16 protein-coding genes are annotated in these 19727 nt (G+C 66.8%); 3 read left to right on the plus strand and 13 right to left on the minus strand.

The features are described from left to right. Positions 1–781 precede the first annotated feature (781 nt). From JOF56_RS44965 to JOF56_RS44980, 4 genes are all read right to left on the minus strand, one after another. The gene (locus JOF56_RS44965; RefSeq protein ID WP_245378660.1) at positions 782–1366 is read right to left on the minus strand and encodes a roadblock/LC7 domain-containing protein; all 585 of its coding nucleotides are present in this window, start codon (positions 1364–1366) and stop codon (positions 782–784) included. Between the two features lie 5 nt (positions 1367–1371). Then, the gene (locus JOF56_RS44970; protein ID WP_209648868.1) at positions 1372–1743 is read right to left on the minus strand and encodes a hypothetical protein; all 372 of its coding nucleotides are present in this window, start codon (positions 1741–1743) and stop codon (positions 1372–1374) included. Positions 1744–2160: 417 nt separating this feature from the next. Then, the gene (locus tag JOF56_RS44975; protein WP_209645649.1) at positions 2161–2472 is read right to left on the minus strand and encodes a hypothetical protein; all 312 of its coding nucleotides are present in this window, start codon (positions 2470–2472) and stop codon (positions 2161–2163) included. A gap of 666 nt (positions 2473–3138) precedes the next feature. Next, a complete protein-coding gene (locus tag JOF56_RS44980) occupies positions 3139–5430 on the minus strand; it encodes an ATP-binding protein (protein ID WP_307855547.1) in 2292 nt (763 codons plus the stop codon). A 274-nt stretch (positions 5431–5704) separates the two neighbouring features. On the opposite strand from JOF56_RS44980, the gene JOF56_RS44985 reads away from it, so the two are divergent. Continuing rightward, positions 5705–5983 carry a DnaB-like helicase C-terminal domain-containing protein gene (locus tag JOF56_RS44985; RefSeq protein WP_209645651.1) on the plus strand — a complete coding sequence of 93 codons (279 nt, stop codon included), beginning with the start codon at positions 5705–5707 and terminating at the stop codon, positions 5981–5983. 302 nt (positions 5984–6285) lie between these two features. After that, a complete protein-coding gene (locus JOF56_RS44990; RefSeq protein ID WP_209645652.1) occupies positions 6286–8352 on the plus strand; it encodes an ATP-binding protein in 2067 nt (688 codons plus the stop codon). 331 nt (positions 8353–8683) lie between these two features. On the opposite strand, the gene JOF56_RS44995 is transcribed toward JOF56_RS44990, so the two are convergent. The 4 genes from JOF56_RS44995 to JOF56_RS45010 form a co-directional block, all read right to left on the minus strand. Next, the gene (locus tag JOF56_RS44995) at positions 8684–9199 is read right to left on the minus strand and encodes a DUF3291 domain-containing protein (RefSeq protein WP_209645653.1); all 516 of its coding nucleotides are present in this window, start codon (positions 9197–9199) and stop codon (positions 8684–8686) included. Between the two features lie 31 nt (positions 9200–9230). Then, positions 9231–9890, minus strand: a complete 660-nt coding sequence (locus JOF56_RS45000; RefSeq protein WP_209645654.1) for a helix-turn-helix transcriptional regulator — start codon at positions 9888–9890, stop codon at positions 9231–9233. Positions 9891–10583: 693 nt separating this feature from the next. Further along, complete coding sequence (locus tag JOF56_RS45005; protein WP_209645655.1) at positions 10584–11288, minus strand: hypothetical protein; 705 nt, start codon at positions 11286–11288, stop codon at positions 10584–10586. Positions 11289–11819: 531 nt separating this feature from the next. After that, positions 11820–12419, minus strand: a complete 600-nt coding sequence (locus tag JOF56_RS45010) for a hypothetical protein (RefSeq protein ID WP_209645656.1) — start codon at positions 12417–12419, stop codon at positions 11820–11822. A 1010-nt stretch (positions 12420–13429) separates the two neighbouring features. Between JOF56_RS45010 and JOF56_RS45015 the strand changes: the two genes are divergently transcribed. Next, complete coding sequence (locus JOF56_RS45015; protein ID WP_209645657.1) at positions 13430–14836, plus strand: selenium-binding protein SBP56-related protein; 1407 nt, start codon at positions 13430–13432, stop codon at positions 14834–14836. Between the two features lie 112 nt (positions 14837–14948). On the opposite strand, the gene JOF56_RS45020 is transcribed toward JOF56_RS45015, so the two are convergent. From JOF56_RS45020 to JOF56_RS45040, 5 genes are read right to left on the minus strand one after another with little or no spacing between them, the layout of a single operon-like run. Beyond that, complete coding sequence (locus tag JOF56_RS45020) at positions 14949–15377, minus strand: hypothetical protein (RefSeq protein ID WP_209645658.1); 429 nt, start codon at positions 15375–15377, stop codon at positions 14949–14951. Then, on the minus strand, positions 15377–15838 hold the full coding sequence (gene trxA, locus JOF56_RS45025; protein WP_209645659.1) for a thioredoxin: 462 nt from the start codon (positions 15836–15838) through the stop codon (positions 15377–15379). Before trxA ends, JOF56_RS45020 begins: the two co-directional genes overlap by 1 nt. Positions 15839–15852: 14 nt before the next feature. Further along, positions 15853–18483, minus strand: coding sequence for an ATP-dependent chaperone ClpB (clpB, locus tag JOF56_RS45030; protein ID WP_209645660.1), 2631 nt, complete (start codon positions 18481–18483; stop codon positions 15853–15855). Continuing rightward, entirely contained in the window at positions 18474–18794 is a 321-nt protein-coding gene (locus tag JOF56_RS45035; protein WP_307855548.1) for a chaperone modulator CbpM, read from the minus strand. The genes clpB and JOF56_RS45035 overlap by 10 nt, the downstream gene beginning before the upstream one ends. Continuing rightward, complete coding sequence (locus JOF56_RS45040) at positions 18791–19726, minus strand: DnaJ C-terminal domain-containing protein (RefSeq protein ID WP_209645661.1); 936 nt, start codon at positions 19724–19726, stop codon at positions 18791–18793. The genes JOF56_RS45035 and JOF56_RS45040 overlap by 4 nt, the downstream gene beginning before the upstream one ends. Position 19727 lies beyond the last annotated feature (1 nt).

Raw genomic sequence — 19727 nt, forward strand, 5'->3', positions numbered from 1 at the left:
GTGCTGGCGGAATTCGCAAGCGCTTGAGCACGCGGCGGACGGTCGAGGCACCGACCCGGTGACCGAGCTTGAGCAGTTCGCCCTGGATCCTGCGATAACCCCCACGTCGGATTCTCGCGCGCCAACCGTTCGATCAACGCGACGACCTCAGTGTCGAGCGCCGGGCGGCCAGGCCGGGTCGGATAGGTCCACTTCCTGGCTACCAGACGCCGATGCCATCGCAGCAGCGTCGCCGGAGTGAGCAGTCGGTGTCGGCGCAGCACAGCTGGCAACCGCCGCGCCAAGGCTGCGAGCATTGCGCGATCAGCCCAGTCCAGCCGTGGACAAGGATTCCTCCGACGCAGCACGGCGACCTCGTGCCGCAACGCCATGTGGCGCGATCATGCCCTACGACCAAAGTTCACGGTTACCGCAGTTCAAGGCAACAATGCATGATTTCGGAACCCCACAGGCACCAACACACGGCCACAGGGCTAAGCGGCGCCATGCGCACACCAATCCCCGGGATCGACCGGATTCGACCCGTGCCAGCCCAGTCGGCCCAATTCTCCGTTCCCGCGACCGCCTCCGCCGTTGACGGAGGACGGTCGCGGAACTGCCGGCGTTCCGGGACGAGATCGGCTTCGACTTCGACAATCAGCCTCGGTTCCACGGGTTGACACTCGGACGTCGCGCTCATCCGCAGAAGCGCGCTTCGCGGCTACGAGCGGACGTGCGACTATTCGAATAGAGGTCGTGGTCCCGCGACAGATCCTGAGTAGACAAACGAACGTGGCGGCTGTTACTCCTCGCGCACCAGGTCCGGGCTGCTGTCCTCGGCGCCGGCCGGCGCCGGCTGCTCGAAGTAGGTACGGCGGGCGTTGCGGACGGTGTGCACCCGCAGGCGGAGGATGGCCTGCTGGAGCAGGGACAGCGCTTGCCTGGCGGCGATGTTGAACAGGCCCATGGTGATGTCGGGCTCGCCGAACACGACCAGCAGCATGGAGCCCTCGACGGGAAAGACGCAGACGTGACCGGACGCGCCTTCGAACAGCGCTGCGCGCGGCGCGCCGACCTTGGCCTGCCCGGTGAACTGGGTGGCCAGCCCGACGGCCGCGGCCGCCATCGCCGCGACGCTGCCCTCCTCGATGCCGTGGGTGTCGCTGCACAACACCAGCCCGTCCCGGGTGGCCACCAGGAGCCCGGAGACACGGTCGAGGCGACCGCGGATCTCGTCCAGCGCCTCGTTCATCGTCGCCTCGTTCATCGTCTCGGCGTCGTACGGCGCGTGCGTCGGCTCAGACGATGGGTCCCGCCTCGTCGATGTGTGCCTGCGCGTGGGCAGCGGGGCGGAGTCCCAGGGATCCGTGCGTGTCTTAGTCTGCATCTCGCTCATACCACCAGGTCGCCTTCGATGCGCTTGAGCTGATGCCGGGCCAACGCGAGGTTCGCCCGTTCCCTCTCCAGGACCAGGTACACAAACAGCGTCGAGGTACCCTTGGCGGGCTTCAGCAGCCGGATCAGGTGATACTGACGGTGCAAGGTGATCAGGATGTCCTCGATACCGTCGTTGAGCCCGAGGGTGGACATCACCCGCAGTTTCGACCGCACCACCTCGGTATTGCCGGCCGCGGCGACATCCAGGTCCAACCAGTCACCACCGCCCAGCGTGCCCAGCGACATCCCACTCTCATAATCGACCAGCGCGGCACCCACCGCGCCGGCGATAGACAGGGCCTCTTTCAACGCCGTGTCGATATTCATCGCGAACTTTCTCCTCGTGTTAATACGGACACGCACAGGATGGCGCGCCTGGGGGGTTCCCGACCACTGTGGGTAAATACGGGCCGTTTGATGGATCACTTCATGCCACGATGGCGTACGAGTACCTACTTTTGTGAAGCAACATCGATACCTGTCGATAACAAACGATATTAAACTCCCGTTGGCATCAAACGATCTTTCGCAAGATACCGGGTAGGCGCGACGCGCGCGATCACGCCACCCAGCTCGAACCGTAAGGAGCCGTCCCGATTATCACCCGACCGAACGAGGTGGACCTGGTGGCTCGTCGTAAAGGTAGTTCGGTTTTCCGATTTCCACTATTGGTTGAGGCTCAGGAATTTCACATATCAGATCGTTAGGCAATGACCTGCTGTCGTCAAGGTTTTCCGACGTCGGTTACCGAAGCTGTTCCGTCAGGAACGTCAGCCCCACCGACCCGGTGAAGTTGCGATAGGGCGTCTCCATCACGTCGTCCCAGCCGCCGAAGTCATCGGGAGGAACGCAGTCGTGGACCTTGAGCCGGTCAACCTGATAGTCGCCGCTCGCACACCCATGGAGCCAGTCGTTTCGAGCGCAGGCACACGAAACTCCAACTGAGCGCACTGACGACCACTCCTCCCTGCCAGCATCGGAGTCCCAGGAGTCGCACAGCACGAGCGTGTCGTACGGCCAGCACTCCTCGTCCTCGAACGTCCGCAGCAACGTCATGCGTGTGACGCTAGCGTCCACGACCGACCCCCAGTACCCCCTCCAAACGGTCTCGCTGCCAAGCGAACGAAACCTCCACATTGTCATCCGCGTCCGCCGCGGGCCACACGAAAACCGCTCACCACCACGGGAAACGGCCAACACAGAAGCCAACTCATTCCCGGCACGCATGTGCGATCCGAACCGGTAACCGCCACAGGCACAAACGAGTCGCCAGGGCTCGCAGCGCCTGGCGGATTGTTGACGTTGGCTCATTGTGGCCAGCTGGCGACCTACCAGCTCACCGCGATCAGTCCTGGCCGGGCCGGCCCGAATGCCTCCCAGGGCGCTACGTGGCCACCGGATAGTCACACCCGCAACGTTGCTGCGCCGGCACCACACGCTGATCGCCCGCCTCGGCCACCGAGTCGCCGCCTCAACCATCCGCAAAATCCTGCACGCCAGCCGAGTTCCACCATCGACCCACCGCGACGACACCTGGCGCACCTTCCTGCGAGCCCAAGCCGACAGCCTCCTCGCGATCGACCTCTCTCCCCCCCGGTCAGCGTGACCAGCCGTCCCCGCCGCACCAGCCGCGCGGCCTGGGCGGTCTCGCGCCGACGACCCACAAACTCGTCAGCTCGGCCGGCAGATTGCCCACCGGCCGACCTGACCTGGCACGCGCTGTCATGGGTTTCGGTCTTTCCCTTGCCGGGTGATCCAGGCGGCGAGCTGGGTGCGTTTGGTGAAGCCGAGTTTGGCGAGGATGCGTTCGACGTGGCCTTCGGCGGTGCGCTGGGCGATCACCAGCCGCGCGGCGATGTCCTTGTTGGACAGTCCTTCCGCGACGAGTTCGGCGACCTGCTGCTCCCGCTTGGTCAATGGCGTCCCCGAAGTGCACGTTTCTGCGAGGGCTGTGGGGGCGGGTTCTGGTTTCTCGCCGAGCGCGTAGGCGACGGCCTGCTCCAGGTCAAGGTCGGCGCCACGGCGGAAGGCGGCCTGGAAGGCGTGGTCGCCCAGGGCGCGGCGGGCCTGCTGCTCGCACGCCTCACGCGCGGCGAGGTAAGGCGGGGAGCCCAACAGGGGCTGACCGCTGACCAGGGGCCAGATCGTGCCGGCCGCGCCGAGCAGCACCGCGGCCCGCTCGCCCTCGCCGGCCGCCCCGACGATCCAGGCCAACTGCTCGATGAACAACACCGTGCCGAAGGTGTCGTGGAAGGTGTGCATGACCCGCACGCCTTCCCGGGTGTGCGTGCTCGCCTGCGCCACCTCGCCCCGTCGCCATTCGGCGAGGGCGAGACCACCGAGCGTGAAGGCCCGCGCCCACTGCTCGCCGTGCCGCTCGCACAGCGCGCGGGCATGCGCGCCCAGCGCGACAGCGCGCGCAAGGTCCTGCTGGAACACGGCTGCCACGATCGCCATGACATAGGCGATGATCACGGTGGTGTGCAGTTCACCGAGGGCTTCGAAGCGCGCCAGGGCATCCTCCAGCAGGGCCCGCCCGGGCGGGGAGTCGCCGCTGAGCCATGCGGCGGCCCCCCGGACGAAGACGGCGTAGGCCAGCACGGTCTGCTCGCCCCGCCGCTCGGCCCAGTCCAGGCACTCCTCGATCGTGGCCGTGGCGGCGGAGGCATCCCCCTGCACGACGGCGAGGTGGGCGTTGATCCACAGGGCGGTGGCCCGGGCTCTGGTCGGCTGGGCATCCAGAGCCAGTGCCCGGTCCAGCCAATGCCGTCCTTCGGCGAGGAAGTCGCAGCCGAGCCAGTAGAAGTACAGGGCCCCGGCCATCCGCAGCCCGGTTTGGGATTCACCGGGAGTACTCAGGCAGAACTCCAGCGCGAGGCGCAGGTTGGCATGCTCACATCGGGTGCGGGCGGCCACCGCCAGCTGGGTAGGACCGAACCACTCGGCCTCGCCACGTTCGGCCGATCCCAGGTAGTAGTCCCGGTGCCGCCGACACAGCATCGCCTCCGCCCCTGCCGCCCGCAGGGCATCCCGCCCATAGTGGGCGATCGTGTCCAACAACCGATACCGCACCCGGAAACCGTGATCCTGGTCCTCGCGGATCAGGATCGACTTGTCCACCAGCCCGGCCACCAGATCGAGCACCCGGTCGCGGTCGATGCCGTCCCCGGCACACACCGCTTCGGCCGCATCCAGGTCGAACCCGCCGGCGAACACCGACACCCGCGCCCACAGCGCCTGCTCCGCCGGCGAGCACAGCTCGTAGCTCCAGTCGACCACCGCCCGCAACGTCTGATGGCGCGGCAACACTGCCCGGCTGCCGCCGCGCAGGAGACGAAACCGGTCGTCCAGCCGGTGCAGGATCTGCTCTGGCGCAAGTGCCCGCAGCCGCGCCGCGGCCAGCTCGATCGCCAACGGCAACCCGTCCAACCGCCGACAGATCCGCGCGATCGTCGCGCGATTGCCGGCAGTGACCTCAAAGCCGGGCCGCACGGCCACCGCTCGCTCCACGAACAGGCTGATCGCCTCGTCGCCGACCAGCTTCCCGGGCTGCGACGGGCGGTCGGGGTCCGGCACCGGTAGTGGCGGCACCGCCAGGATGTGCTCGCCCGCAGTGCGCAGCGCGTGTCGGCTGGTAGCCAGGATCCGCACGCCCGGCGCCGCAGTCAGCAGGTCGCCGGCCAGCCCCGCGCACCGGTCCACCAGATGCTCACAGTTGTCCAGCACCAGCAGCAACTGCTTGTCCCTCAGGTAACCGACCACGACCTCCCGCGGCGACCGCGCCGACCGATCCTGCAGCCCCACAGTGTCCGCGACCGTCTGCTCCAGCAACGTGCGGTCCTGCAGGGCGGCCAACTCGACCAGCCACACCCCATCGACAAACGCCCGCCGCACCCCAGCCGCCACCCGCACCGCCAGCCGGGTCTTGCCCACCCCACCGACACCGGTCAACGTCAGCAACCGGCTGGTGGACAGAAACCGCTTGACCTCGGCGATCTCCTGTCGACGGTCCACGAAACTGGTGGTCTCGGCAGGAAGATTGCCACCATGCCGCCGCGACCTGGTACCTGACATGACGGTCTCACGTTCGGTGGTGTCATCCAGGCCGCGAGCCGGGCGCGTTCAGCGAGGCCACCAGCAGCCGCGATGCATTCACCGTGACCTTCCGCAGGGCACTACACAAACCTCCGCACCGGACGAGGACGCGGGATAGCCCGCAAACTCCAGCGTCAAGAATGCTGCAGCAACCCGGCATGGTGGAACGGCAGGCGTAGGCGTGGTCCTGGCAATGGCCACTAAACGCCAGCGAGGTAGTGTCGACGCCCTGGCCGGCGAGATCGCCAAGGTTGCCACGACCGGCCCGCTCGAGCTTGTCGCCATCGACCCGTTGGCCTCGATGACAGCCACCGCCGAGCCGAATGCCAGTCGTGAACGCGAGGTGTCCATCATCGTCCGCCGGCTCAAAGAGTTGGCCCTCCGGTTGGAGTTGCCGGTGGTCGTGACGGCCGAGCTCCGACGCTTCGTAGCGCCGGGCGTGAAGGCTCGGAGTGGCACGTCCGAAGCTTGATCGACTTTCAGTTTTTCATTGTCGCGCTATGAACTTCTTCTCTACCTCGAACGGTCAAGTGCCTGTCCGCCTGTAGTCTTGGCTGCCCTTGTGGAGGTAGATGTCCACAGCATATTAATGAGATGAGACTATGGCGAATAGTGGCCAGTGGCGCCTTTTCTGCCTGGGCACGACACATATGTGACGAACCGTCGACCGAATACCGCTCACGGGGGCTGGTTCGGTGTGGAGATCGCTGCAAAGATGATTGCACGCTGGACAACCCGGGATCTGTGATGTCACGTGCCGGTTCGTGTCAATCGGTGGGCAATCTTCCCGCCGAGGTCACCAGCTTCGTCGGCCGCCGAGGAGAGGTCGCCGCGGCGAAGCGGTTGTTGCGGCGGCATCGGCTGGTCACCTTGACCGGTGGTGCGGGGGTCGGCAAGACCCGGCTCGCCCAGCGGATAGCCGCGCATCTGACGAATGTCGTCCCTGATGGGGTGTGGCTGGTGGAGCTGGCCGCGCTGGAGGATGACACATTCGTGGCTCGGACGGTCGCGGACGCGTTGGGCGTCCGGGATCAGTCCGGTCGGCCGCCGATGGTGGTGCTGGCGGAGTTCCTGCACGACCAAGAGCTGCTGCTGGTGCTGGACAACTGCGAGCATGTGGTGGATGCGTGCGCGATGCTGGTGCACGACCTGCTGCGGGCGGCACCTCGACTACGAATCCTGGCCACCAGCCGGCAGGCGTTGCGCACGGGCGGGGAGCGTCTGCTCGAGGTGCCGCCGTTGCCGGTGCCCGACACCGAAGAGCCCATGACGGCCCGCGCGCTGGCGCGCAATGAGGCGGTGCGGCTGTTCGCCGCGCGGGCCGCCCTCGCGCGGCCCGGCTTCACCGTCGAGGCCCGTAATCGCGCGACGGTCGCTCGCGTGTGCCGGCGGCTGGAAGGGATACCGCTGGCGATCGAACTGGCCGCGGCACGGGTACGCGCATTGTCCCTGGAACAGATCCTGACCCGGCTCGAGAATCACTACTTCGAACTGCTGGCGGAGGCCAGCCGCACCGCAGTGCCGCGGGTGCAGACGCTCCAGGCCGCGATCACCTGGAGCTTCGACCTCTGCACCGAGCAGGAGCGAACGCTGTGGCTGCGGGCGTCGGTGTTCACCGGCGGGTTCGACCTGCCGACCGCGGAAGAAGTCTGTTCCGGCGCCGGTGTCGCGCGTGAGGAGGTGCTGGAGTTGGTGGCTGGGCTGGTGGACAAGTCCGTCCTCGTGCGGGCCGAGGACGTGACGGCGGCCCGGTATCGGATGCTGGAGGCCATTCGCCAGTACGGTGAGCAGCGACTCGCGGCATCCGGCCACCAGACGGTGGTGCGGCTGCGGCACCGGGATCACTACCGTCGGCTGGCAGGGCGGGCTGAGCGGGCGTGGGTGGGGCCGGACGAGCAGGCCTGGTTCGTCTGGTTCCTGCGCGAGCACGCCAACCTGCGGACCGCGCTGGAGTTCTGCCTGACCGAACCCGGCCAGGCACGAGCCGGGGTGGAGATCGCGGCCGCCCTGTGGATCTACTGGAACATCTCGGGCTGGCTCAGCGAGGCCCGCTACTGGCTCGACAGCACCCTGGAGGTGGACCGGGAGCCGAGCCCGGCACGGGCCAAGGCCCTCTGGGTGAACGGGTGGTTCGCCCTGCTGCAGGCCGACTGGGCCGCGGGGCTGTCGATGGTGCAGGAGTGCCGCGAACTGGCCGAGCGGCTAGGAGACGAGTACTTCCTCGCGCACGCCACCTGGATTTCCGGCTTCGCCGCGTTCCTCCGCGGCGACGTCCCGCGCGCGGTGGCACTGTTCGAGGACTCCCTGCCCGGTCTGCAGGCGGCCGGGGACCGCAGCGATGTCTGGATCAACCTGCTGCACTTGGCCGTGTCCACCGCGGTCGCCGGAGACCCGGACCGGGCGCTCGCCTTCGGCGAGGACAGTCTGAGCCTGGTCAAGGACTGCGGCGGATCCATGTCCAGGTCGTGGGCGCTGTGGGTGCACAGTTTCGGCCGGTGGATCGCCGGCGATCTGCGGCAGGCTGACAGCTTGAGCCGGGAAGCACTGCGAACCGGGCAGCCCTCGAGTGATCAGTTGAGTACGGCGCACTGCCTGGAATTGCTGGCCTGGGTCGCGGCAGCAGAGCAAGACGAACAGCGCGCCGCCCGGTTGCTCGGGGCCGCCGACCGGCTTTGGCGGTTAACCGGAACACCTCCATCCGAGCTGGGATACCTCGCCCCGGAGCACACACTCTGCAAACAGCGCGTCCATCAAGCGCTGGGACATGAGGCATTCACCGCCCTGTTCAGCGAGGGCACCCAACTCACCGGCGAGCACTCCATCGCCTACGCCCGCGCATGACATCGCCAGTTGAGCGCCCTCAGCCCTGGTCAGGCCAGGTAGACCGAGGACAATCACTTGTCACCGGACACTGACGGAGCACCGTCGACGCCGGGCGGCGAGTTCGAGGTCGCGTTCGCGGACGACGCTCCGCACCGAGGTGTGCGATCACATCCTGATCCTCAACGAGGCACACGCCCGAGAGTCCTCGCCGAGTACCAGCGGCACTACAACCACCATCGACCGCACCAAGCCCGACACCAACGACCACCCGAACCTCATCCACATCCCGACCGAACGCATGAAGGCGACACCCGCACATTGCTACGCACCCGCGTCCTCAATGGACTCATCAACGAGTACCGATACGCGGCTTGACCTGCAGCGATGACTTTTCGAGCGGTACAGCCGAGGCGGCGTCCTCAGGCATGTAGGTGTCCCTGAAACCGAAGGCACTGGACGAGGGGCCCTGCTCGCGTAGCAGTTCCAGACGCTCGACAGCCTCCTCGATGGTGGGGATGTGCCCGGCGGGGATCCACCACATCACCTGGAACGGCGCCTTCGGTAGCTGGAACCACTCCGCACGACAGCGCAACATGTCCAGGTGGCCGCTGCGGTAGACGTAGTCCCACAGGGCGTCGCGGCTCTCCCAGACCGACATGTTCACCAAGACGTCGTCGCCTAGCGACGTCCGGATCGCGGTGGCGTCGTTGCCACCGTCCTCGATCAGCCGCCATACGAAGCCGGGCGCGTTGTCGGCGACCTCGTTCAGCGTGTCGAGCATGGACGTGAAGCCGTGCGCGCGGACGTCATCAAGAGGGAAATTCAAGGTGCCCACGTTGAGCTGGGCGAGGTGATGTCCCGTCATGCCCTCACCTCACCATCGCGAAACTTCTATGTCAACTGACATTATTTTTAGAACCCTCGACAACGACGCAGCACAGCCCGGGGCGCGGGTCCATGCAGGCCCGCAGCCCTTCGGCGCCCTCCATAAGCCCTTCCAGCAGCGCCAGGTTCATGCCGCACACCAACGCCGGATACCGCTCGGAGAGAGCGTGGAAGGGGCAGTTGGCCATGCGCAAGACACCCTCGTCGGCGTCCATGCGCGGCTCGTAGCCGCGAGCAGCCAGCAGGGCCTTCGCCGCGGCGAGACCTTCGACCGGCCCGGCGGCGGCGCGAGCGGCACGCCCCTCGCGCCGGGCGGCGGCCTGCAGCGCGGTGTCCAGGCGGGCGACCTCGGCGACCTCGGCCAGCAGGTCGGCGGCGATGCGGTAGTCGCGCGCCGGGACCGAGAACTGACGCTCGGCGCCGGACCGACGGTAGAGCTTGGCCGGCCGCCCGGCACCCGGGCCCGAACGCCCGCTCAGACGCCTGCTTTCGGTCTCCAGCAGCCCCGCGTCCACGAGCTTGTCGAGATGGAAAGCAGCGAGCGTGCGCTGGATCCCGGCTCTCTCAGCGGCCTCGTTCCGACTCACCTCGTGGTCCTGTGCGGCCACGTAGTCATACAGCCGCCGCCGGACCGGATCCTGCAGAACGGCGATCGCCTCAATGTCTTCCACGCGACCATTCTAAGAACAACGGAGATGCTCGTTAGAGGGCGCCTGGGGCGAGCCTTGTCGAATCCCTTCCCCAACTGATCGCGGTCCGCTTGCCTCGACCTGGTGTTCGGCCCCGGACGCTGCTCGCCCATCCGCGCGCGGTCAGTGCGCTTGATCGAGCTGCTCACCGGCCGGCGCGGGACATGCATCACCAGAGCGGGCGGCGCCCGTTGGGCCCGCCATGAAGAAGTGTCACCGAAGTGAGACATCAAGGCGGACGCATCAACTGAGACACGGAGTGAATCCGCAGGTCACACAAGATCGAGATGTCATGCGCGGTGAGACCCTACATCACTGTAGGGTCTCAAATGTGATGTCGTAATCTCACCGGCGATGTCGTGTGGATGTCGTATGCGACTCGTACCGAGACTCTCTCTGTCCGTTCTCAGCGGACTTTGCAGCGTCTCAGGGTGTCGCGCGCAGGTCTGACAGATTCTCAAGCGGTGGTGCAGCAGACCGCCCGGTTTGTCTTGTTCGTGCTCGGCTAGGCTGATGTCAGTCTCATCAGAGTTGGCTTGTCTCACTAGAATCCCGCGGAAGTGGACATGCGTCCGAGGAAGTCCGGACACGCTGTCATGCCGATTAGCGCACTTGTTACAAGAGGATCTTCGGCGTGGTCATGAGGCGCATGTCCTGGTGCGACAGATACGCCGGTCACTTTGTTGGTAAGTATGAGGCGACTTCAGCCAATGCAAGAAGTGTTTCTTTGTCGATGCTGCCCGTGGCGACATCAGCCTCGCCGATGATCTTCGCAGTCTTGTCTGTCCGCAGGTGGTAGTGGTGCCCGGTCATCGATACGTTGGCCAAGTCGAGAGCTGTCGCGACATTCCAGGGAAAGACGTCGCCGCTTTCACCGATGTCCTCTACCTTCTGGAAAGCGTTAGCCTGGGCCTTGGTGCGGAACCCGATGCGCACCACGGAGACGACGGCCGCGTTGCCCTGGCCGTCACCGACGAGGAACAACAGCCCATCCAACGACGTGCACGGTGTCCGCAGGAGGAACTCCCGGACCTTGCCCGTCGAGGCGGCGACGCATTCGAGCCGGTGCTCGACATTGCGCTTGAGTTCTTTGAACTTCATCCTGCTCCACGCTTCATCCGAACGCCCGCGCTGAGCGGACTTGCGTCCTTCCGTCTTTCGTGTCCGCAGATCGCGGCCGGGAAGCGAATCGGCCACATCACCCGTGAGGTTGCCCGCGACGCTGTTGCCCGCCCCGCCTGTGGTTGCGGTCAGACCCAACTGGCCGCCACCGGCCAGGACGGCAGCGGCAAAAGTTGCGGCGACTGCTATCTTGCCTCCTCCGCCAACGCGGATGGGGTATTTAGTGCCATCGGGGCGGGTACGAATGATCACTGGCATGCAGGAATCCCCTTGCGTCGTGCGTCCTTCAGCGCGGGTCAGTACAACACAGGGGTCCGACAATTCTGAGCTGAGGAAGGTGGCGCGGCTGTTTCGGCGATGGCCGAACAGTCAAGACATGACAAAATCTGGTCAATACGAAATCGGTATCGTCCGATCGTCCTGTCACCAGCGAAGCGGACGTTGCTGGCCGACACGGAACGATCTCTGTTCCACCTAGCCAGTACCGAAATCTGCCATTTCAACTGAGACGAAGCAGAATCGCGTCTCACTGAAGCTGTCACGGCCCAGGTCGGCGAGCACCCACTATGAAGTGATCATTGAGACGCTGGAGGGAGGGTCAACTCGGCCAGCAAACGCAGGGCACGCCACCCATCCGCTCCGTCTCAACGGAAATGTCCATTCCCAGTTCAGCGGCCTGACTCCCCGACACGATGGATGAGAACGGACACTCTCCCCCCGGGAACGCGGCCGAGTCGGTATCTGTCGGTTTCGTAATCCGGGCGGGATCGCGTGGGGCTCTGGCGTCGCTTATTCTGCATGCCAGCGCTGCATGTGGTGAGCGTGAGCGCGGAGGTAGGCCCCTGGCCTGAAGAATCGGTCGTAAAACTCCAGATCCAGGTGGTGGGCCTGGACGTAGTTCAGGATCATGACCGACGGCACGGTGCCCGGGAACTTGCCGAAGGTGTCGTAGATGTACTGCGCCTGGTGGGTGACGCAGGCCTTGAACTGCGGTGAGTGGACCTGGGCGCTGGCGCGGACGCCCGGGCTGTCGGTCCAGGCACCGGGCGTGTCGGGGTGGTAGGGGCCGCCCGGGCCGAACTTCCGCTCGGCGAACGCCTCCACGGCCGCCGCCATGTCGAGGTAGTGCGGCGGGCAGTATGCCTCGAATACACCCTGCCGTCCGGTCGGGTTGGGTGTCGGCCAGCGCTCGTCCTGGTCGTAGCGGAAGCCGAGGCCGGGAATCCCGGGGTCGCCGGACGCGCCGAGCATCGTGAAGCGGTCGATTCCGTCGAACATCCAGCCGCCGAGCCCCATGCCCTGGAGCATGAGCACGCCCGCATAACAGGATGTGGCCAACTCGGCGACCACCTCCGAGAGCATGTACTGGTCGAAGAACGTCAGTGGCATCAGCTGGTCGATATCGGCCAGACCGCGAAACCGCTCGATTCCGGGGATCGGGCGGACGCACCAGGTGTTGTGGCCTTCCAGGTACGGCTCTTCCCGGGGCAGGTGGATACGCTGGCCGGAGAGCTGGCGCAGGCGGTCCCGGTGACGCTCAAGGATGCGCTGGAGCGTGACCTCTTCCTCAGCGGCATCGGATCGTGCCTGGAGGTGTACGCCAACGGGCCGTCAGGGATCTCGTCGCCGAGTGCAAAGCGCCGTGACCGGCGGCCCAGGAGGGCGTCGACAAGCGGGAACCGCGCGAGGTCCTCAAGTACCTCGGTGTGCCGGGACGAAAGCGGGGGGACGGTAGCAGCCATGGGGTTTCCTTTCGACTCGGTGGGCCACGCACGGGTTGTATCGCCGCCCCCGAGTGGAGGTTCTCCTGCTGCCCGCCCGCACGGCGGGCACCACTGGCCGTCCGGGCACCAACCCAGTCCACAGTCCAGTGTCCCATGTTTGGCACGTTCACCTGGTTGACGTCGTCCAGTTCACCCGTGCCTGCTCGCCGAGCAAATCCGGAGCCCGTGTCGCCAGTCCCACCCCAACTGGCGCTGAAAAAATGCCACGGATCTGAGATTCCAGCCGGGAGACATGTCGTGAGACATCCGCGAACCCTAGGTCCCCACGAGGAATCGCGAACCTCGCGGGATGCCGTATTCAGACGACCTAAGCGGAAGACCAGCGTCAGACTCTGCGCTACTCCTTCGAGGAGAAACTGCAGAGAGTCTGCAGAGCAGTGTGAGGTGATCGCTTCCGTCCTGGCCGACGGCGCGGATGCGCGTTGGCGCTATCTGGCCGGATATGGCCCTTTATGCGCGGGTGGCCACGGTCATACCGTGGCAGTCTCCGTGCCCCCTCGTCGCGGCCCAGGGTGATGCGGGACCGGGGAAGCTGGTTGTCGGTGACCCGCCGCCAGCGCGTGGCGACGATGGCTCGATCTGTCCATTGTGGACATAATTGAAGAGGAGGCCATCATGGCGGACATCGCCGATCCCACGTTCTACCGGACCCCGTCCGACGCGATCGCGGCCGCGCCGGAGTCACTCGCGTATGTGGTTGCGTTCGATCCGGCCGGCCAGGCCAGAGATGCACTCACCGTGGTGGATTGCGACGAAATGTCCTCGACATTCGGCCAGGTGGTCGGCTGGACGGAGTTGCCGACCAGCGGCAACGAACTGCACCACTTCGGGTGGAACGCCTGCTCGAGCGCGCTGTGCCACGGCGGGCACGCGGGACACCTCGAACGCCGGTACCTGATCGTGCCGGGGTTGCGCTCGTCGCGGACCTACGTGCTGGACACCAAGCTGGACCCGAGAGCACCGAAGGTCGTGCGCGAGATCGGGGCGGACGAGCTCGCGGCGAAGGCCGGTTACTCGCGCCCGCACACGGTGCACTGCGGACCCGATGGGATCTATCTGTCCGCGCTCGGCGGCGCCGATGGCGCGGACGGCCCTGGCGGGGTCGCGCTGCTCGACCACGACACCTTCGACGTCATGGGCCCATGGGAGGCCGAGCGCGGTGACCAGTACTTCGCCTACGACGTGTGGTGGCACCTCAACCACGACACGGTCATCACCTCCGAATGGGCCACCCCGTCGATGATCGAGAACGGCTTCAACCCGGAGGACCTGCTGGGCCGCCGGTTCGGCCATCACCTCAATTTCTGGAGCATGTCCGAGCGCAAGCCGCGCCAGCGCGTCGACCTCGGCGACGCCCACCAGATGGTGCTGGAGCTGCGGCCGGCGCACGATCCGGCGAAGACCTATGGCTTCGCCGGTGTGGTGATCAGCGTCGAGGACCTGTCCGCCTCGGTGTGGCTGTGGCACAAGGACGGCGACCAGTGGGCGGTCCGCAAGGTGATCACGATTCCCGCCGAGCCGGCCGATCCCGCGCAGCTGCCGCCCGCGCTGCGGCCGTTCTCGGCGGTCCCGCCGCTGATCTTGGACATCGACCTGTCGGTCGACGATCGCTGGCTCTACGTCTCGTGCTGGGGCACCGGGGAGCTTAAGCAGTACGACGTCAGCGATCCGTTCTCGCCGCGCGAGACGGCATCGGTGCGGCTCGGTGGCATCGTCGGGAAGCGGCCACATCCGGCGGCACCCGACCTGCCGCTGTCCGGCGGTCCGCAGATGGTGGAGATCAGCCGGGACGCCAAGCGGATCTACCTGACGAATTCGCTGTACGCGGCCTGGGACGAGGTCTTCTACCCGGAGGGCGTCGGCGCGTGGATGGTGAAGCTGGACGCGGATAACGCCGACGGCGGGCTGTCCGCGGACCACCGCTTCTTCCTGTACGGGGACACCTTCCGCGGCCTGCGGGTGCATCAGACCCGCCTGCAGGGCGGCGACGCGTCCAGCGACTCGTACTGCTTCACCGGGTAGGCCGCCGAGCCAGGTGTGCTCGTCATGCCACCCATCGGATGCCTGTCCTGGTCGAAAACTCGGTTACGGGTTCTGGCCTGGACCTTCATGCGTCTCCGGCAGCCCGTCCGACTCAGTCATTCGACGTGGACAGCCAGGCCCGTAGTACCTGTGGGGCCGCGGCCACGGCTCGGTGTGCCACCACATCGCCGTGGTCCAGCGCCTCGAGCGGGGCCACCCAGGCCGGGAACGGCAGGGGATACAGGGTGATCTCATCTGGGATCACCCCGGTCGGCAGGATGGGGAAATGCACCGCGAGCAGTTCGAGCGACAACGCGGTCGGCAGCTTCGCGGTCAGCTCCTCCGGGATGGCCGACACGAACAACGCGACCTCGGTCGCGATCTCCCCACCGGGGTGCAGCCGGGCGTACAGATGCTCGCCGAGCATGCCGTGCAACGGGTAGGTGGCTGCGGCGAACCGGCCTGGCCGCATCGCGGTGAGGTCGTGTTCCGGCAGTCCAGCGGCGAGAAAATGCGCAGTGCTGACAACGCCGGAACTCATCAGCGTCCTCCCGAGTCCGATGTGGATGCTTTGGCCTTCGCAATCGCGGTGTCCACCCACTCACGAAGGGCACCAGCCGGCGCGGCACCCGCTTGGCGCGCGATCACTTCTCCCCGTTGCAGGAGCAGCAATGTCGGCACCGCCAGGACATCGAACCGCTGAGACAGCCCGGGTGCGGTGTCCACGTTGACCTTGACCAGCTTCAGTCGGCCGGCGCGGTCCTTGGCCAGCTGTTCCAGCGCCGGGCTGACCGTCCGGCACGGGCCGCACCAAGGCGCCCACAGGTCGACCAGGACGAAGATCGACGCCTGCTCGGCGACCTCGGCGAAGTCGGCGTCGCCCGCGTCGACCACCCACGGCAACGCGGACTCGCAGTTGCCGCACTTGGGGTAGCCGGGCGCGGCGGCGGGCACCTTGTTCTTCCGTCCACAATGGTCACATTCGACGATCTCGGACTCCATCGGCTCGATCCTCCTCAGGCGGTTTGCGCCTCCAGGGCGTCCTGAAAGGACACCACCAGTTCGTTGTCCTTCGCGTCGACGACGATGGCCCGCCCTTCCCTCACGTCGCCGGCGAGCAACGCTCTGCCGACCCTGGTCTCCACCTCGTGGGCGATGTAGCGACGCAACGGCCGTGCCCCGTAGACCGGATCGAATCCGTGCTCGGCGATCAGCCTGCGCGCGTTCCCGGTCAGCTCCAACGGGATCCGGCGTTCGGCCAGCCGCCTGCGCAGCTCCTCGAACTGCAGGTCGACGATCTTGGCGATCTCGGCGACGCTGAGCGGGGTGAACAGGACGATGTCGTCGACCCGGTTGAGGAATTCCGGCCGGAAATGCCGGCGCAGTTCGGACATCACTTGGGCGCGCGCATCGGGTTTGATCTCCCCGTCCGCGGTGACGCCGTCGACCAGGTGCATCGACCCGATGTTCGAGGTCATGATCAGTATCGTGTTGCGGAAGTCGACGGTGCGGCCCTGCGCGTCGGTGATCCGCCCGTCGTCGAGCACTTGCAGCAGGGTGTTGAACACGTCGGTGTGCGCCTTCTCGATCTCGTCGAAGAGCACCACCGAGTACGGCTTGCGCCGTACGGCTTCGGTCAGCTGGCCACCCTCCTCATAGCCGACGTAGCCGGGTGGGGCGCCGACGAGTCGGGAAACCGTGTGCCGTTCCTGGTATTCGCTCATGTCCAGGCGGACCATGTTCTCCTCGGTGTCGAACAGCGCCGCCGCAAGGGTTTTGGCCAGTTCGGTCTTCCCGACCCCGGTCGGGCCGAGGAAGATGAACGACCCGATGGGCCGGCGTGGGTCGCGGATGCCGGAACGGGCCCGGATGATCGCGTCCGCCACCAGCCGGATCGCCTCGTCCTGGCCGACGACCCGTTCGTGCAGGATCTCGTCGAGCCGCAGCAGTTTGTCCCGCTCGCCTTCCTGCAACCGGGCCACGGGGATGCCGGTCCACGCCGCGACGATCTCGGCGATCTCGTCCTCGGTGACCACTTCGTGCAGCAGCCGGTTGCCACCCTGCTTGGCCGACAGCGTCTCCTCCTCGGCGGCCAGCTTGCGTTCCAGTTCGGCGAGCTTGCCGTAGCGCAGCTCGGCGGTCCGGTTGAGGTCGTAGACACGTTCGGCTTCCTCGGCTTCGCGCCGCACCGCCTCCAGTTCCTCACGCAGCTGCTGAACCCGGCGGATGCCCTGCCGCTCGGCCTCCCACTGCGCACGCATGGCGTCGGCCTGGGCCCGAAGATCGGCTAGTTCCTTGCGCAACTCGTCGAGACGGGCCTTGCTGGCGTTGTCCTTCTCCTTGGCCAGAGCGGTTTCCTCGATCTCCAGCCGCATCACGCGCCGGGTGATCTCGTCCAGTTCGGCCGGCATCGAGTCGATCTCGGTACGCAGCCTGGCGCAGGCCTCATCGACCAGGTCGATCGCCTTGTCCGGCAGGAACCGGTCGGTGATGTAACGCCTGCTCAGCACCGCCGCGGCCACCAGGGCGCCGTCCTGGATCCGTACCCCGTGGAACACCTCGAGCCGTTCCCGCAGTCCACGCAGGATCGAGATGGTGTCCGCCACGGTCGGCTCGTCGACCAGCACGGTCTGGAACCGGCGTTCCAGCGCAGCGTCCTTCTCGATGTGCTTGCGGTGCTCGTCCAACGTTGTCGCGCCGATCATGTGCAGCTCGCCGCGGGCCAGCATCGGCTTGAGCATGTTGCCCGCGTCCATGGCGCCTTCCGCGGCACCTGCCCCGACCACAGTGTGCAGCTCGTCGACGAACAACAGGATGCGGCCTTGCGCCGCGGTCACCTCGGCGAGCACGGCCTTGAGCCGCTCCTCGAACTCACCGCGATACTTGGCGCCCGCGACGAGAGAGGCCAGGTCGAACGCGAAGATCGTCTTGTCCCGCAGCCCTTCCGGCACGTCCCCGCGGACGATCCGTTGTGCCAGCCCTTCGACGATGGCGGTCTTGCCGACGCCGGGATCACCGATCAGCACCGGGTTGTTCTTCGTCTTGCGGGACAGGATCTGGATGACGCGGCGGATCTCGGCATCCCGCCCGATCACCGGGTCCAGCTTGCCGGAGCGCGCCTCCGCCACGAGGTCACGTCCGTACTTCTCCAGTGCCTCGTAGGCGACTTCGGGGTTGGCCGAGATCACGCGCTGGTTGCCACGCACGCCGGTCAGCGCGGACAGGAAGGAATCCCTTGTCACGCCGTGGTTCTTGAGAGCCCGGCCGGCCGCGGTCGCGGAGCCCTCCTCGGCCAGCGCGAGCACCAGGTGCTCGATGGAGACGTATTCGTCCTTGAGCCGCTTGGCCTCCCGCTGGGCCGCTTCGAGCAAAGCGGCCAGCCGCCTGGTGACGTAGACCTGCCCGGGCGCGGTGCCTGGGCCGGTCACCGCGGGTTTGCGGGCAAGGTCGGCCTCGACGTCGGAACGCAGTGCGTCGATGTTGACCACAGCGCCGGTGAGCAGGCGTGGCGCAAGCCCGTCCGGTTGGTCGAGCAGGGCGGCGAGCAGGTGCTCGCCGTCCACCTCGGTATGGCCGTGCCGCGTGGCGATGGACTGCGCGTCCTGCAACGCTTCCTGGGATTTCCGGGTCAGCCGGTTCATGTCCATGGACGTCCACCCTCCACCGATCGGCTCGCCCGCAGCTCGGCTTCCAGCGCGTCGATGCGGTCCAGCAGGTCGAGCACGAGCCCGATCGCGTTGTAGTTCAAGCAAAGCCCGGCGCGCAGCCGCTGGATTCTGGCCACCTTCGCGGGCGCCGTCGCGGTGAACCAGAGCTCACCCGTCGAATCGCGGACGGCATCGAGCAGGCTGAGCGCGGCGAACCTGCGGACCAGCTCGGGATGCAGGCCGGTGCTGCTGGCCAGCATCGCGGTGCTGAGCCTGCGAGGGCGGGCGAGCGCGTAACTTACTGCCGTCACCGCTGCCTCCTCGGGTCGAAGGCCGACCCGGCGGCCAGCTTCTCGAACAGCTCTCGCTCGCGGCCGGACAGCTCGGCCGGCACCATGATCCGGACCTCGGCGTACAGATCTCCCGGCGCGCCACGGGGATCGGGCATTCCCTGGCCGCGCAGCCGGAGCCGGCGGCCGCTCGACGTGCCGGGCGGAACCTTGGCCTTCACGTCACCGCCCGGCGTGGTGACCGGGACGGTGGTGCCCAGCGCGGCCTCCCAAGGCGTCACCGGAAGCGTGACGGTGATGTCCCGGCCGGACAGCCGGTAGGCCGGATCCGGCTTGATCCGCACGATCAGGTAAAGATCACCACTCGGCGCCTGGCCACTACCCTGGCCTCCTTGACCCGACAGTCGGATCCGTTGCCCGTCAACGACTCCTGGCGGGATAGTGACGTCGTAGGTGCGTGGGCCGTCCGGCCCGGCCAGGGTGAGCTTCCGACGACCGCCGCGGTAGGCCTCGTCGACCGACAGCGCGAGCTCCGCCTCCTGGTCGGCACCGGGGATCGGGCCGCCTGCGCCCCGTCTGCCGAACATCCCGCCCAGCAGGTCCTCGATGTCGACACCGCCGAAACCCTGTCCAAACTGGACGTCGTCGCCGAAGCCGGCCCGGACGCCACCCCGTGGCGCTCCGGAGCGGAATCCCTGCCCAACGGCAACCCGTTCGTCGAAATCCTCCGGGACCTGCCGGAAATCGGCACCGAACTGGTCGTAGCGCTTGCGGGTCTCCGGATCGGCGAGCACGTCGTAGGCCTCGCTGACCTCCTTGAACCGCTCCTCAGCACCCGGATCCTTGTTCACGTCCGGGTGGTGTCTCCTGGCGAGCCTGCGGTACGCCTGCTGGATCTCCTCGGGGCCGGCAGTTCGCGGCACGCCGAGGATCTCGTAGAAGTCTCGTGCCACC

The organism is Kibdelosporangium banguiense, assembly GCF_017876405.1.
GTDB classification, from domain to species: Bacteria; Actinomycetota; Actinomycetes; order Mycobacteriales; family Pseudonocardiaceae; genus Kibdelosporangium; species Kibdelosporangium banguiense.

Excerpts from the sequence above, each read along its gene's own strand:
- JOF56_RS45020 (WP_209645658.1), bottom strand. The coding sequence starts at position 15,377 with ATGAGTTCCGGCGTTGTCAGCACTGCGCATTTTCTCGCCGCTGGACTG.
- JOF56_RS45015 (WP_209645657.1), top strand. The coding sequence starts at position 13,430 with ATGGCGGACATCGCCGATCCCACGTTCTACCGGACCCCGTCCGACGCG.
- JOF56_RS45010 (WP_209645656.1), bottom strand. The coding sequence starts at position 12,419 with ATGCCACTGACGTTCTTCGACCAGTACATGCTCTCGGAGGTGGTCGCC.
- JOF56_RS44970 (WP_209648868.1), bottom strand. The coding sequence starts at position 1,743 with ATGAATATCGACACGGCGTTGAAAGAGGCCCTGTCTATCGCCGGCGCG.
- JOF56_RS44965 (WP_245378660.1), bottom strand. The coding sequence starts at position 1,366 with ATGCAGACTAAGACACGCACGGATCCCTGGGACTCCGCCCCGCTGCCC.
- clpB (WP_209645660.1), bottom strand. The coding sequence starts at position 18,483 with ATGGACATGAACCGGCTGACCCGGAAATCCCAGGAAGCGTTGCAGGAC.
- JOF56_RS44995 (WP_209645653.1), bottom strand. The coding sequence starts at position 9,199 with ATGACGGGACATCACCTCGCCCAGCTCAACGTGGGCACCTTGAATTTC.
- JOF56_RS45005 (WP_209645655.1), bottom strand. The coding sequence starts at position 11,288 with ATGCCAGTGATCATTCGTACCCGCCCCGATGGCACTAAATACCCCATC.
- JOF56_RS44975 (WP_209645649.1), bottom strand. The coding sequence starts at position 2,472 with ATGACGTTGCTGCGGACGTTCGAGGACGAGGAGTGCTGGCCGTACGAC.
- trxA (WP_209645659.1), bottom strand. The coding sequence starts at position 15,838 with ATGGAGTCCGAGATCGTCGAATGTGACCATTGTGGACGGAAGAACAAG.
- JOF56_RS44985 (WP_209645651.1), top strand. The coding sequence starts at position 5,705 with ATGGCCACTAAACGCCAGCGAGGTAGTGTCGACGCCCTGGCCGGCGAG.